The organism is Sphingomonas faeni (assembly GCF_040407505.1).
GTDB classification, from domain to species: Bacteria; Pseudomonadota; Alphaproteobacteria; order Sphingomonadales; family Sphingomonadaceae; genus Sphingomonas; species Sphingomonas faeni_E.
This window is the reverse complement of record NZ_JAPZPQ010000004.1, coordinates 106,416-120,938: the sequence shown is the minus strand read 5'-3', so window position 1 is coordinate 120,938 and position 14,523 is coordinate 106,416. Positions and strand designations below refer to the sequence as shown.

Below are 14,523 nucleotides of genomic sequence, written 5' to 3'. Positions count from 1 at the left end.
CTGCGCGCGGTCGTCGCGGCGTTGTGGGCGGGGGAGGCTGAACGTGACCCGACGGCAACCCGTGATGCGACGAGTTGCGCCCTGACAGCGGTGAGGCGCGGCTGAGTGTAAGCGACCAGGCGCCCGTCGACCGTAATCCTTCGCCGCCGAGCTGGCGTCGAGATGACGGAGGGGGAATACAAGCCACGAGTGTTCCGCCTCTCCTCTTCGTCTAGCAAGGGGCAGCCACCTCCCACTGGCGGGGGGAACCGAGGGAGCCTCGGGCGGCCTTGCCCTATTGTCGACACCGGTTCAGGCCATCTGTGATGCTTCCGACGACGAGATCGCCCTTGATGATGCTTCGATTTCTTCCGTTCTGCGCGCTGGCTGCTGCGCTGGTGCCGTTGGCTGCGCGCGCCGATCCGGCACCGTTCGACCTGACCGGGCCCAGCCTGCGCGTCGGGGTGACGCATGGGACGACGACGTTGCCGATCGCGCAGGTGCCGAGGCTCGCGACCGGCGACCGCGTGTCGATCGCGGCGGACCTGGCCGTCGGCAAGAAGGACGACGGCGCGCGCTATCTGCTGGTCGCGGCGTTCCTGCGCGGGGCGACCGAACCGCCGCCGAAGTCGTGGTTCTTCAAGGCCGAGACGTGGAAGGCAAAGAAGAACGCGCTGGCGTTGACGGTACCGGAGGGCGCGGGGCAACTGGTGGTGTTCCTGGTGCCCGAAAGCGGCGGGTTCGATGCCGTCGTGTCGGCGGTGCGCAAGCAGCCGGGGGCGTTCGTGCGAGCGGTGCAGGATCTGGATCAGGCGTCGCTCGATCGGGCGCGGCTCGATGCGTTTCTCGACGGGATCCATGCGCTGGAGCGGACGCGGCCGGAGCGGATCGAGGTGGTCTCGCCGCTGCTGTCGCGCAGCCTGGCGATCAAGTTGAAGGCGGAGTGCCTCGATCTCGCGGCGGACCTGCAAGCCTCCTGCCTGACGCAGAGCCGCGATTCGCTTGTGCTGGCAGATGGGCAGAGTTCGACGCTGGCGGATACTCTGGTGGGGGCGCCGACCGATCTGGCGCTGCAACTGAGCGCGACGCCGGAGGGCGGGCTTGGCTATTACAGCCCGTATATCGGCGTGGTGCGCGATCTGGCGAAGATCTTCGGCGCATTCCAGACGACGCAGTTCCGGTATATTCCGGCACTGGCGCGGGCGCACGACGATCGGCTGGCACTGCTGCTGAACGCGGCGCCGTCGTTCGCCAGCCCGAAGTCGGTGATGGTCGTGGCGATGCCGGTGATCGAGACGGGTGCGCCGCAGACCCCGACGATGCGGCGTGCGGAGGCGGACCGGCTGGTCTGTGCGGCCAAGCCCGATCTGGTGCTGCCGGTCGAGGGTGCGCCGCTGATCTATGCGACCAAGTTCGCGCACGACATGAGCTTGCGGGTGACGACTCCGCAGGGGGGCGTGGTCGAGCTGCCGGTGCAGGCGGATGCGGAACGCGGCGGCTATGTGCTCGACCAGGTCGGCATGCAGACCGCGGGATTGAGCAGCGTGACCGATGCGACGTTGCACGGCCGCTGGGGCTTCACGCCGTTCGACGGGCCGCGGTTTCGGTTGCAGGTGCCGCGCGCTGGCGGGTGGCAGATGGTCGATACCGATCCTGAAAATTTGGTTGTTGGGCGCGACAATTCGGTGGCGCTCGCAGGGCCGACGCCAAGTTGCGTCGAGGCGGTAACGCTGGTTGGAACCTCAGGCGAGGTGCCGCTGGCGTGGACGACGAATGGCGACCGGATCGGTCTGACGCTGCCGCTCGCGAAGACCGCGCCGGGGAAATTGTCGCTGCTCGTGAAGCAATACGGGGTCAAGTCGCCGGACAAGATCGCGTTGACCGCGCTCGCAGAGGCAGGGCGGATCGACGGCCTGACGCTGTATGCCGGCGATGCGTCTGGGACGTTGAGTGGGACGCGGCTCGATCTGGTGGCGTCGATGACGATCGACGGGGTCGCGTTCAAGCCGGGCGACGTCGTGCGGGCGGACAAGGCGGATCGACTGGCGCTGGCGGCGGGTACGGTGCTGACGTTCGCGGCGGGCCAGGCGAAGACTGCGCTCGTGACGCTGACCGATGGACGGAAGCGGTCGGTGAAGTTCGTCGTCGCGGCGGCGCGGCCCAAGGCGACGCTGATTGCCAAGAGCGTGGTCGTGCCACCCTCGCCTGGCCTGCCACTGGTGCTGGCGGGGGAGACTGCGATCGCGCAGGATGCCCGCCTGACCTTCTCGCTGCGTGCGGAGGGAACACGATTTTCTGCGGGCGACAGTGTCGAGATCGCGACGGCGGATGGCGCGATGACGACCAGTGTCACGTCGGGGCGCGGGCTGACGGTGCAGGACGACCGGATCGCTGTAGTGTCGGTGGAGCCGGGCAAGGCACTCGGGGTTTCCGCGCATGGGCCGCTCAAATGGCGACTGGTGCAAGGCGGCGTTGCGGGGGATTGGGTGCCGCTCACGACGCTGGTGCGGACGCCGACATTGGCGGGGGTGGCGTGCAAGGAGACCTGTACGCTGACCGGGACCGACCTGTTCCTGATCGAGTCGATCGCGGCGAATGCTGGGTTTGCCGACGCGGTTCGCGTGCCGGACGGGTTCACCGGGGCTTCGCTCGCGGTGCCGAAGCCAGTCGGCGGGACGCTGTTCCTGCGGCTGCGAGACGATCCGGGCATGACGGCGTCGATCGCGGTCGGTTCGTAGCGTTCGCCGTTTGTTACTAGACCAGTCGTGACCATCGCTGGCCCGTTTGCGGTGGCGGCGGGCGGGCGATTGTCGCTATGGGGCGCGGATGACCGCATCGGATCTCCAAAGCCTGTTCGTCACCAACCTCGTCCGGTACAATAGCGGCGATCGGCGGCGGTGGCGGCTGATCGTCGGCGACGTGAAGGTCTACAGCCTCGCGACGCACGCGCATTGCAACTGGGCGGTGACGCCGTCGGGCAGCGCGAGCGAGGTCGACGCGGTCGAGCGGCTGGCGGACCGGCTGCGCGAGGATCATCCGATTATCACCGCCGGCTGACGGCGTCTCATAGACCCCGGCTGACGGCCTTTCATCTACGCAGGAGCGACACATGGCGAAGCAATATTGGGCGCAGATCATCGAACTCGATGAGGAAATGACCGCCGCGACGATTCCGGGCGCGACCGATCACGAGGATGCGGCGGATTCACTCGTCGCGGACTTCGTCGGCGCGATGGGCGGCGAGATCACGTCGGGCGCGGTGCGCGTCTGGGTGCAGGGCGGGGTCGAGAAGGTCTATGACTGGAAGGCTGACTTCACGATGCCCGATATGGACGAGATGGGTGACGAGGACGAGATGGAGGTCGAGGGCGAGATCGAGCTGACCGAGCGGGTTTGAGCACGAATCGCATGTGAATAGACATGCTACCCCGGCGAAGGCCGGGGCCCAATTGGCAAGGTCGGCATAACGGAGCGCCGTCCCTCGTTAGCGACGTTCCCCAATTGGGCCCCGGCCTTCGCCGGGGTGGACTCAGGGGACGGTCTGCCCTGCTGGCGCGAGTTCGTGCCAGCTGTGGTCGTCGTGTGCGAGCAGCGCATCCGCCGCGGCCGGACCGAGCGTACCAGCCTCGTAGGGTTCCGGCATCCCGGCATCATGCGCCCAAAGGTCGAGGAACGGCTGTACCGCGGCCCAGCCCGCCTCGATCGCGTCCGCCCGTTGGAACAGCGTCTGGTCACCGACGAACAGGTCGTAGATCAGCGACTCGTATCCGGTCAGATGACCGATATCGAATTCGTCGGCATAGCGAAAATCGAGCGCGATCGGCGCGGTCGCTACTTCGAGGCCGGGGCGCTTGATGTTGATGTCCATGCTCAGCCCTTCGTCGGGCTGGATCTGGATGATCAACCGGTTGGGCGGCAGCATGTCGGCGGCGGCGCCGGGGAACGACGCGAACGGGACCGGCTTGAAGGTGATCGCGATCTCGGTATCGCGACACGTCATCGCCTTGCCAGTGCGCAGGTAGAACGGCACGCCCGCCCAGCGCCACGTGTCGACCATCAGCTTCAGCGCGACATAGGTCTCGGTCCGGCTGTCCGGCGCGACGTCGGGCGAGGCGGTGTAGGCGGGGACATCCACCCCCTTCACTTTTCCCGCGGTATACTGACCGCGGACGCCGTTGCGCTTTGCCTTGCCGGGCGAATAGACGCGGACGGCTTTGAGCACCTTGCCCTTTTCGTTGCGGATCGCCTCGGCATCGAAGCTCGCGGGCGGCTCCATCGCGACCATTGCGAGCAGCTGGAACAGGTGGTTGGGGACCATGTCGCGCAGCGCGCCGGTGCCGTCGTAGAACTTGCCGCGGGTGCCGACGTCGACCGTCTCGGCGGCGGTGATCTGGACGTGCGCGATGCAGTCCGAATTCCAGACGCGCTCGATCATCATGTTCGCGAACCGCGCGGTCATGATGTTCTGGACGGTTTCCTTGCCGAGGAAATGGTCGATCCGGTAGATTTGCGCCTCGGACACACGGGCTAGAATACGTGCGTTGAGATCGCGGGCGGAGGCGAGGTCGTGGCCGAACGGCTTTTCGATCGCGATCCGGCGGAAGCCATGCGGCGTCTCTGCCATCAGGCCGTGGTCGGCGAGCTTGTCGACGATCGTGCCGAAGAACTTCGCGGGCACCGCGAAGTAGAAGGCGACGTTGCCGTTCACGCGGGCCTTGAGTTGTTCGAAGACGGCGTCCTTGGTGAAATCGCCCTGGAGATAGCCAACGCGATCCTTGAGCCGTGCCCAGGCATCGCCCTTCTCGCCGGCCCCCTCGCCGCCCTTCGCATCGAAAATGCCAAGCGCCTCGCGCAACGACTGGTCGTTTCCTTCGTCGATGCCGACGCCGAGCACATGGAAATCATTCCCGACCAGCCCGAGCCGGGTCATGTTGATCAGCGCCGGCATCAGCAAGCGGCGGGTCAGGTCACCGAATGCGCCAAAGATCACGAGCGTCGTCGGCGGTGCGGGCTTCACGGACTTGCTCACGAATTCGCCTCGGACATGCATCGACCCTTTCTGCGGTGGTTCCTTCAAACCGCATAGCGTGTGCCGATGTTCCCCGCACGCCCTCAGGTCGCCGTGAGGATGTTGTCCCCGAACGCACGCGCGTCGACCTCCGCCCAGTCGAGTTCCTCCTGGAGGCGGCGATAGACGTCCTCGGCCACCTCGCCCTTATCGCGCATTTCGTGGAGCACGACGCGCTGGCAGGCGATCATCTCCAAGTGGAGTTCGTCGAATTCCGAGGTCGCCTGGGGATCGTCCGCCTCGGCGGTAACCTTGCCCGCTGCGCCATAGCGGAAGCGCAACGCATCGGCCGCCGCGCCTTCGCGTGCTGGCAGTACCGCAAGCCCAGCATCGATCAGTCGCTTGCGCGCGGGGGCGATCTCGTCGGCAAGCCCCGTGTCTGCGCCGAGATCGAGACGGCGGATCAATGGGCCCAGTGTGAGCCCTTGCAGCACCAGCGTGCCGATCACGACGCCGAACGCGGCGAGCACGATCAGGTCGCGGCCCGGCACCGATCGTGGCAGCGCGAACGCGGTCGCCAGCGTCAGGAGGCCACGCATACCCGACCAGGACAGGATGATCGATGCGTTCCACGGCGGCGGCTTGGGCAGCCAGGAGGGCGCGTAGCGGTTGGCGATCCCCCCCTCGACGAAGCGTACGAAGAATACCCAGGCGATGCGGGTGACGAGCACGGTCGCCAGCACCGCGGCGGCGAACCCGATCGCCGGCCAGCGCTCTGCGGCGGGCAGGCCGACCAGCACGTCGCGCGATTGCAGCCCCATCAATGCGAACGCGATGATGTTGAGGACGAGCACCGCCGCCGACCACACTGCCGCCCCCTGCAACCGATCACGCGCAGGCTGGCCGATCGGGCGGCGCTGCGACACGATCATCCCGAACGTGACGACCGCGAGCACTGGCGAGATGTGCAGCCGCTCGGCGAGCAGCCATATCCCGAACGTCACCGCGAAATCGGCGAGGCTCGCGCCGAGCGTCCGCGCGAACAGCGGCGTCACGCGGAGATACAGCCACGAGGCGATGACGCCGAGGACGATCCCGCCCGGCACCGCGGCGGCAAGCGCGACTGGCGTCACCGGCGTGTCGGAATGCGTCGCGAACGCCACCGCGAGTCCGAACAGCAGCAGCGCCGTGGCGTCATTGAGCAGGCTCTCGCCCTGCAGCAGCAACAGGCCGCGGCGGGGAATGCCGACCTCGCCCAGCACCGCTTCGGAAGCGGCGGCATCGGGCGGTGCGACAATCGCTCCCAAGGCGAACGCGGCGGCGAGCGGCAGCCCACCTAGCGTCACGCCGACCATTGCGACCGCTGCGGCGGTGACGAGTACGGCGAACACGGCGAGACTCAGCAGTGGGAACCAGTGTCGCCGCAACGCGCGCGGGCTGGTGTGATACGCGGCGTGGAGCAACGCAGGTGCGATGAACAAGGCCAGCGCCAGGTGCGGCTCGACCGTGATCTTCGGCGCGAACGGCAACGCCGCAAAGGCGATCCCGGCCACCGCCAGCAAGGTGGGGTACGGCACGTTCAACTTGCGCGCGAGGACCAGCAGGACCAGCGCGGCGAGCAGGATGACGTCGAGACTTTCGAATAATTCCACGGGCACGCAACGGGTGGGAGGAGAGGACGGGCCCGCCGCATTGCGCAGGCCAAAAAAAACCACCCCGTGCGTGTCGCACGGAGTGGCCTAGGTTCAGGGAGGAGGGACGCTAGAAGCGTTCCGTACGGCGCCGCGAAAGGGGGGGACACGATGCCGTACAGGATCTAAATGGGTGAGCGCCGTTTTGGTTCAACCCCTGCTGCACCGCACCCCAAATAATTTTCGCGCCCTCCCGGTTTCGCTATCAGACGTTGAACTGCGCAGGGGCTGGCATCTGCTGCTGCGGGGTCATGCCGAGCTGTGCCTGACGCGCGAAGATGTCGCGCATCAGCGACAGCGAGAACAGGTGTGCGTAGAGCAGCGGGAGCATGCCCGACTTGCTCATCTTGCGCAGTGCATCGCCGCGCAGGTCGATCAGCTTTTCCTCGTTGATCATCTGGAAGCCGCGATAGACGAACGGCTGGTCCGCGCCGTCGGGCTGGATCGTGACTTCGCCGTCCATCAGGAGGTCGAGCTCGCGCAGCTCGTTCATGAAGTTCTGCGTACGCGCGCCGGCCTGTTCGAACGACTCGTTGAACCCGAGGATGTTCTTGGTCAGTTCGGTCGGCTGGCCGTTCTCGAACAGTGCATCGCCGTCCTCGAAATCACCGATTGCCTGCGAGGTGGGGTCGAAGCAGAGCGACAGCTCCTGTGCTTCCGGGTGCAGGCGCGCGAGCATGTACGGGTAGCGGCGGACGTATGCGGGCACGTAGAACGTGTTCTCGGTCAGCTTGCCGTCTTCGCCGACGAACACGTTGACGCCCTCGTTCAGGCCCATCAGCGCAAGAGGGATGGCGTCGTCACCGACCGAGAAGACGATCGGCATGTGGCGCTGGACCAGCGGAAACTCGTCGACGGTGATCGGGATCGCGTGCTGGCCGACCAGGAACGGCGCGCTGTCCTGCGGACGGACCTTGTAGTTCGCGTGCGTGTCGCTCGAAAGCGGCTCGAGGCCATTATAGAAAAGCGGAAGCTGGGCGGTGCTGGCCATGTTACTCTCCGGATCGGTCGGTCGAAATGCCGGTGGCTCATGCCACCGATTGGGGCGAGGCTCTATGGTGCGCCGGGCGGGCGTGCAAGTGTGACGAGCTTGCCGGGGTTGAGGATGCCGAGCGGATCGAGCGCGGACTTGATCGCGCGGAGTGCTGTCATCCGTGCGGGCGACGAGAGGCGTTCGAGTTCGTCGCGCTTCATCTGGCCGATGCCGTGCTCCGCCGAGATCGAGCCGCCGGCCGCAACGACGAGGTCGCCGACGAAGCGGGTGACCACCGGCGCGTTCTCGCCATACCAATGCGAAGGGTCGGTGCCGGGGGCGGCGCGGACGTGGAAATGGACGTTGCCGTCGCCGAGATGGCCGAAGCCGCTCGCGTGCGTGCCGGGGAAGCGCGCGTCGCACGCCGCCGCCGCCTCGATCATGAAGCGCGGCATCGTCTCGACGGGGATCGAGATGTCGTGCTGCGTCGCGGGGCCGAGCGCGCGTTCAGCGGCTGAGAGCGAGTCGCGGAGCAGCCAGAACGCAGTGGACTGGGCTTCGCTGGTGGCGATCGTCGCGTCTTCGATCGCGCCGTCTTCGAGGGCTTTGCCGAGCATGCGTTCGAGAAGCGCGGTTGGGGATTCGCCTTCGGCGGTGGCCGAGGTCGCCTCGATCAGGAGGTGCCAGGGGTGGTGGCCGGCGAGCGGCGCGCGGGCGTTGGGGAGATGCGCGATGGCGGCGTCGAGCGACTCGGCAGGGAGGATCTCGAAGCTCTCGATCGCGTCCGTCTTCGCCTGCATCGTGCGCAGGAGTTTGAGTGCCGCCTGGGGCGAGCCGACGCCGACCCAGGCGGTGCCGCGCGCTGCGATTGCGGGGGCGAGACGCAATGTGGCGGCAGTGACGATCGCCAGCGTGCCTTCCGCGCCGATGAAAAGCTGGTCGAGATCGTAGCCGCGGTTGTCCTTCTTGAGCGCAGACAGGCCGTCGTAGATCGTGCCGTCGGCGAGCACTGCTTCGACGCCCGCGACGAGGCCGCGCATCGTGCCGAACTTGAGCACCTGCGTGCCGCCGGCATTTGTCGAGACAAGCCCGCCGATCGTCGCAGTGCCGCGCGCGCCGAGTGTGAGCGGGAAGCGCCACCCCTCCCCTTGCGCGGCGCCGTCGAGGTCGGCGAGGATCACGCCGGCCTCTGCGATTGCTAGCCCGGCGTCGGTGTCGAGGCTGCGGATGTGGTTCATCCGGCGCAACGACAGGATCAGCGCACTGCCGTCCGCGGGGGCGGTCGCGCCGCCGACCATCGAGGTGTTGCCGCCTTGCGCGACCAGCGGCACGCGGTGCTCGGCGGCCGCCTTGACGATCAGCGCGACCTCGGTGGCGGATGTCGGCGCGAGCATTGCGGGCGCGACGCCGTGGAAGCGGCCACGCCAATCGTGCAGCCACGGGTCGATGTCGACGGGGTCGGTGACGATCGCCTTCGCGTCGAGCCGCGAGCAGAGTGATTCGAGCATTGCCGCCTGCGAAGGCGTCAGGATTGCTGACTGAATTTCGGCCATGTACGAGGCGCTAGACAAAATTCATCGCGCGTTCAACGATGGGCGCTAACGATTACGTCAGCATGATCCAGACACCATGATTCACCCCGCGATACCCGCCACCCTGCTCGCGCTCGCGGGTCCTTTTGCCATGGCGATGCGCGATGTTCCTTCGCCCCCATTCAAGCTTGATGGCCTGCAGATCGCGCAGGTCTCGATCCACGAACGCATCATCATCCGCGTGCCCCGGATGAGCCGGGCCCCCGTCCGCACCTACGCGCCGCCGACCGAGTGGAAGGAGCACAAGGGGCCGAAATGTATCGCGGTCGACGAGATCGCCGGCGCCATGCTCAACAAGGATGGCGCAGTCGACCTGGTGATGGACGACACGACGCGGCTGCGCGCGCGGCTCGACGGCGACTGCAAGCCGCTCGATTATTATTCGGGGTTTTACTTGAGGCCGGGCCCGGACGGAATGATCTGCAAGGACCGCGATGCGATCCGGATGCGATCGGGTGCACGCTGCGAGATCGAGGGGTTCAAGAGCTTGCGGGCGAAGAAGAAGTAAGCCGGGTAGGCCAAGTCGAGACTCCGCGAGCTCCATCTGCACCGCCCGATACACACTACCGATTGGCCGCCGAAACCGATCAAAGCATGTTTCCCCGCGAAGGCGGGGACCCAGACTGGGCTCCCGCCTTCGCGGGAGAACATTAGGTGTGGTAGCCGTTTTGCAGCTCAAATCTTTCATGTCCGGGAAACCGTGAGCGGCGGAACGCGCTCGGCGTGACTAAGAATCTGCTCGCAACCCCCTCCCCACCCTCACTTCACCGCGTTTCCTTGACATTTGTCGCCAAATCGGCGAGCGCCGGAACGCTTGAGGGCAGTGCATTTCACCCTCCATTTACCGGACATTTGCATGAGTTTTGCCGATCTCGGCCTCTCCGACGAACTGCTGAAGGCAGTCACCGACTCCGGCTATACCGAGCCGACCCCGATCCAGGCGGGCGCGATCCCATCCGTGCTGATGATGCGCGACATCATCGGCATCGCCCAGACGGGCACCGGCAAGACCGCGTCGTTCGTGCTGCCGATGATCGATATTCTCGCGCATGGCCGCAGCCGCGCGCGGATGCCGCGCTCGCTGATCCTCGAACCGACGCGAGAACTCGCCGCGCAGGTGGCCGAGAATTTCGAGAAATACGGCGTCAACTCGAACCTCTCGATGGCGCTGCTGATCGGTGGCGTGTCGATGGGCGACCAGCTGGCCGCGCTCGAAAAGGGCGTCGACGTCCTGATCGCGACGCCGGGCCGGCTGATGGACCTGTTCGGGCGCGGCAAGATCATGCTCAACGGCTGCTCGCTACTCGTGATCGACGAGGCGGACCGGATGCTCGACATGGGCTTCATCCCCGACATCGAGGAAATCTGCACGAAGCTGCCGAAACAGCGCCAGACGCTGTTGTTCTCGGCGACGATGCCGCCGCCGATCAAGAAGCTGGCGGACAAGTTCCTGACCAATCCCAAGACGATCGAGGTGTCGCGCCCGGCGTCGACCAACCTCAACATCAAGCAGTATCTGGTGCCGGTGCCGAGCCAGACCGCCAAGCGCGATACGCTGCGCCGCATTCTCGCGCAGGAAGAGGTGACCAACGCGATCATCTTCTGCAACCGCAAGACGACGGTGCGCGACCTCAACAAGGTGCTGAAGCAGGCGGGCTACAAGTCGGGCGAGATCCACGGCGACATGGAACAGCCGCAGCGGCTGGCCGAGCTCGAGCTGTTCAAGACCGGCGCGGTGACGATACTCGTGGCGTCGGACGTCGCGGCGCGCGGGCTCGACATCAAGGGCGTGTCGACGGTGTTCAACTATGACGCGCCTTGGCACCCGGACGACTATGTCCACCGGATCGGCCGCACGGGTCGCGCCGGGGCGACTGGGACGGCGTACACGTTCGTTGCGCCCGACGATGCCGAGAATATCGTCAATATCGAGAAGCTTACCGGGCAGACGATCGAGCGGCTGAAGGTTGCCGAGCCGAAGACGGCGGCAGTTACTGCTGCGACCGAAGACGATGGTACGGCGCGGCGTGCACGGCCGCGTCGCGGCACGCGGTCCGAGACGTTTACGCCGGTACCGGTTGCGGCGGCGGCTGCCGAAGAGTCGGATCGGCCACGTACCCGGCGGGTGCCACGGGCGGATACGGTGGCCCCTGCGATCGTCGCCGAAGTGCTCGCTGCGGCGGAGCCGGTTGCGGCGGCCAAGCGTCCGCGCTGGGAGCGTACGCCTATCGACGAGCCCGTGCCTGCGGTGAAGCCGCGCGTTGCGGGGCCGGCACGGGTCGAGCCGGTGCAGGTCGAACCGGCGTATGTCGAACCGGTTCGCGCGGCGCCCGTTCGGTCGGAGCCTGCGCGGTCGGAACCTGCGCTATCGGAGCCGGTAAGGTCGGAACCAGTTCGCACGCAAGCTGTTCGTTCGGAAGCCGCGAAGGTCGAACCGCCACGGACGGAGCGCATCCCTGCGGATCCAACCGGTGGTCGCCGCCAACCGATCGCCGAAACGCCGGTGGATGGCTGGAACGGACCATTCCCGAGCTTCCTGAATGCCGTGATCGGAGGATATGAATGATGTCGATACGCCGTCTCGCCGCGCTTGCCTTGCTCGCAACCGCCGTGGCCGCCCCCGCCGCGCCCCGCGCGAAAGTCGCGGCGCCGCACGTCAACACGACGAGCTTCGACAAGCTGCCCCAGCCTTTGCCGCTGCCGTATGACGAAGCGGCCAATGCCAATGCGCAGGTCGCGGCGGCTCGGGCGCGCGCGCTGAAGACGCACAAGCGGTTGCTGATCGATCTCGGCGGCAACTGGTGCCTCGATTGCCGCCTGCTGGCGGGGACGATCGACCTGCCCGAGATGAAGCGCTTCGTGGACAGCAAGTTCGTCGTCGTGACGGTCGATATCGGCCGCTTCGACAAGAACGGTCAGATCGCGGCGGGTTACGGCATCAAGGGGCGACTCAAGGGCGTGCCAGCGGTGCTGGTGGTCGATCCGCGGAGCAACAAGCTGTTGAACGCTGGGCATGAGACCGAGCTGGCGGATGCGCGGTCGATGGGGCCGCAGGCCTTGGCCGACTGGCTGGCGAAGTGGGCAGCCTGACCTGGGTTTGTTAGGGTCGGCTGGGGGCTGAGTAGTAGATACCGGTTCAGCTTTAATTGGGCATCGTTAGTCAGGCGCCTAGCCCGCGATTTAAGCGTCCGATGCCTGACAAGTTCAATCGGCGTCGTGCCCTCACCTATCGCAGCCTTCGCGTCTCTCCCTCTTCCGACGGGAGAGGGAAGGGACCCGCGGCTACTTGGCCATGGGAAGCGGGAGGGCAAGGTTTGTGCGGGCCATTGCTACTGGTCGTGTTCGTAACTCGGGCCCATTTCTAGCCGGAAGCATTCATCGTCCCCTACCCGCGTGACGTCGATCCGGTGCAAGCCATTGGGCTGCGAACGCAACCGGTTCTGCCAGGAAGCTCATTTCTACCGGCGCCGTGCCAGCCCAATCCCGGTCGTCGTCCTGACGAAAGTCAGGACGCAGAATACCGACAGCTGGCCTCCGTGCCTCTGGATTCAGTGTTTCGTCAGGACCGCGAGGTCAGGCCCGACTCGCCGCAAACCACCGGTCGACCCTAGGCTGCGGCAGCGATCAGGGCGTCGTCCAGATCCCCAGCTCGCTTGTACGCCGGACGCTCGATCAAACGGGCGGCATAGTCGGTGAAGGTCGGGCGCTTTGGCAGCCACCCGAACTGCATGCCCCAGATCACTTGCGATCCGACATAAACGTCGGCGGCAGTGACGCGGTCGCCGGCGATGTACGAGTGCGCGGTAACTGCCTGTTCGAGCACGTCGATGACGCGGTCGAGGCTGCCATAGCCGATCATCCGCTGTTGCGCGGCATCCGGCACCACACCGAGTGCGCGGTTACCAACGGCCGCTTCGACGGGGCCGGCTGTGTAGAACAGCCAGCGGTAATAGTCGGCGCGTTCATCTGCGTTTGGCGCCAGGCCCGATTTGGGGAACGCCTCGGCTAGATAGGCACAGATCGCGGCGCATTCTGTGATGGTCTTGCCGTTGTGGACCAGCGCGGGGACCTTGGCCATCGGGTTGATCGCGCGATACGCCTCGGCCTTCATCGTCGTGTCGTAGCCGAGCACGACCGTCTCGTACTCGGCGCCGACCTCTTCGAGCATCCAGCGCGCGATGCGACCGCGCGACATCGGGTTGGTGTACAGGGTCAGGGCCACGCGACTCTCCTTGAGAACGGATCGTGAACGATGGTCTCATGGAGCGGGGACACGGTCAAGCGGGCTGTTGGCGAAGCAAGGTTGTTCTCCCGCGAAGGCGGGAGCCCAGTCTGGGCTCCCGCCTTCGCGGGAGAACAAGGAAGCGGAATACCGGGCTCGGTTTCTAGCCTCCGCTACACCAACACCTTGTCGAACAGCGCGAGCATGCGCGCCCAGGCCTTGTCCGCCTGGACCGGATTGTAGACCTTCGAGTCGGGCGGGCACCAGCCGTGCATCGTGCCTTCGTAGACCTCGATCTCGGCGGGGAGTTTCGCGGCGGCGAACGCCGTGCGCAGCGTGTCCTTCTCGGTGGGGGCGCGGGCGTCGTCGTTGGCGGCGATCGCGATGAGGTATTGCGCCTTCATCTGCGGGATCAGGAGGTGCGGGCTATCGGGCTTGTCGGTGACGAAGCCGCCGCCGTGGAACGTTGCGCCGGCACGGATGCGGTTCGCGACCGCTGCGGCGGTGCGCATGACCATCGGGCCGCCCATGCAATAGCCGGTGGTGGCCATGCCGCGCTTGCGGTCGACCTGCGGTTGCGCATCGATGAAGGCGGTGAAGGCTTTCGCGTCGCGAACCGTGCCTTCGGACGTGAGCGCTTCGCGGAATGGGGCGATGCGGCTTTTGACTTCAGGTTGGTCGTAGGATTCGCCGGGCTTCAGGAACGGCGCCTTGGTCGAGCGGTAGAACTGGTTGACGACGAGCACCGCATACCCCGATTGCGCGAGGCGATCGGCCATCTGGCGGAAGGCGGGGCGCAGGCCCATGACGTCGGGCCAGACCAGCACGCCGGGATGTTTGCCGGCGGCGGGGGCGACGAAATAGGCGTCGGCCTTGCCGTCGGGCGTGACGATCGAAACGTCGCGGCCCTTGATGACGGCGGCGTTCGCAGGGGCGGGCAAGAGCATCGTCAGGCCCATCGCGCCGGTCATCACGCCGAACTGGCGGCGCGAGACGCCGGCCAGATACGCTTCGTTATCGTCTGCGGTATGCTCGTCGCACATGGGGCTATCCTCTTG

12 protein-coding genes are annotated in these 14,523 nt (G+C 66.3%); 6 read left to right on the top strand and 6 right to left on the bottom strand.

What is annotated here, in order from left to right; all coding sequences use genetic code 11:
- Nucleotides 1-335: 335 nt before the first annotated feature.
- From O6X71_RS13685 to O6X71_RS13675, 3 genes are all read left to right on the top strand, one after another.
- On the top strand, nucleotides 336-2,717 hold the full coding sequence (locus tag O6X71_RS13685; protein ID WP_353466343.1) for a hypothetical protein: 2,382 nt from the start codon (nucleotides 336-338) through the stop codon (nucleotides 2,715-2,717).
- An 88-nt stretch (nucleotides 2,718-2,805) separates the two neighbouring features.
- Nucleotides 2,806-3,036, top strand: a complete 231-nt coding sequence (locus O6X71_RS13680) for a hypothetical protein (RefSeq protein WP_056047557.1) — start codon at nucleotides 2,806-2,808, stop codon at nucleotides 3,034-3,036.
- Nucleotides 3,037-3,088: 52 nt separating this feature from the next.
- Nucleotides 3,089-3,376, top strand: a complete 288-nt coding sequence (locus O6X71_RS13675) for a hypothetical protein (protein WP_056047554.1) — start codon at nucleotides 3,089-3,091, stop codon at nucleotides 3,374-3,376.
- Nucleotides 3,377-3,508: 132 nt separating this feature from the next.
- Here the strand turns inward: O6X71_RS13675 and zwf are convergent, their stop codons facing one another.
- The 4 genes from zwf to O6X71_RS13655 form a co-directional block, all read right to left on the bottom strand.
- Nucleotides 3,509-5,008 (bottom strand): glucose-6-phosphate dehydrogenase, encoded by a 1,500-nt coding sequence (gene zwf, locus O6X71_RS13670; RefSeq protein ID WP_353466342.1) that lies wholly within the window; start codon nucleotides 5,006-5,008, stop codon nucleotides 3,509-3,511.
- An 83-nt stretch (nucleotides 5,009-5,091) separates the two neighbouring features.
- A complete protein-coding gene (locus tag O6X71_RS13665) occupies nucleotides 5,092-6,639 on the bottom strand; it encodes a cation:proton antiporter (protein WP_353466341.1) in 1,548 nt (515 codons plus the stop codon).
- A 244-nt stretch (nucleotides 6,640-6,883) separates the two neighbouring features.
- Nucleotides 6,884-7,669, bottom strand: coding sequence for a SapC family protein (locus tag O6X71_RS13660; protein WP_353466340.1), 786 nt, complete (start codon nucleotides 7,667-7,669; stop codon nucleotides 6,884-6,886).
- 62 nt (nucleotides 7,670-7,731) lie between these two features.
- Entirely contained in the window at nucleotides 7,732-9,204 is a 1,473-nt protein-coding gene (locus O6X71_RS13655; protein WP_435368488.1) for an FAD-binding oxidoreductase, read from the bottom strand.
- 76 nt (nucleotides 9,205-9,280) lie between these two features.
- On the opposite strand from O6X71_RS13655, the gene O6X71_RS13650 reads away from it, so the two are divergent.
- The 3 genes from O6X71_RS13650 (at nucleotide 9,281) to O6X71_RS13640 (ending at nucleotide 12,333) form a co-directional block, all read left to right on the top strand.
- On the top strand, nucleotides 9,281-9,751 hold the full coding sequence (locus tag O6X71_RS13650) for a hypothetical protein (RefSeq protein WP_353466339.1): 471 nt from the start codon (nucleotides 9,281-9,283) through the stop codon (nucleotides 9,749-9,751).
- 348 nt (nucleotides 9,752-10,099) lie between these two features.
- Nucleotides 10,100-11,809, top strand: a complete 1,710-nt coding sequence (locus O6X71_RS13645) for a DEAD/DEAH box helicase (RefSeq protein WP_353466338.1) — start codon at nucleotides 10,100-10,102, stop codon at nucleotides 11,807-11,809.
- Nucleotides 11,809-12,333 (top strand): thioredoxin family protein, encoded by a 525-nt coding sequence (locus O6X71_RS13640; RefSeq protein ID WP_353466337.1) that lies wholly within the window; start codon nucleotides 11,809-11,811, stop codon nucleotides 12,331-12,333. Before O6X71_RS13645 ends, O6X71_RS13640 begins: the two co-directional genes overlap by 1 nt.
- Nucleotides 12,334-12,850: 517 nt before the next feature.
- Here O6X71_RS13640 and O6X71_RS13635 read toward each other — a convergent pair.
- The gene (locus O6X71_RS13635) at nucleotides 12,851-13,465 is read right to left on the bottom strand and encodes a glutathione S-transferase family protein (protein ID WP_353466336.1); all 615 of its coding nucleotides are present in this window, start codon (nucleotides 13,463-13,465) and stop codon (nucleotides 12,851-12,853) included.
- A gap of 173 nt (nucleotides 13,466-13,638) precedes the next feature.
- Nucleotides 13,639-14,508, bottom strand: coding sequence for a dienelactone hydrolase family protein (locus O6X71_RS13630; RefSeq protein WP_353466335.1), 870 nt, complete (start codon nucleotides 14,506-14,508; stop codon nucleotides 13,639-13,641).
- Nucleotides 14,509-14,523: the final 15 nt, after the last annotated feature.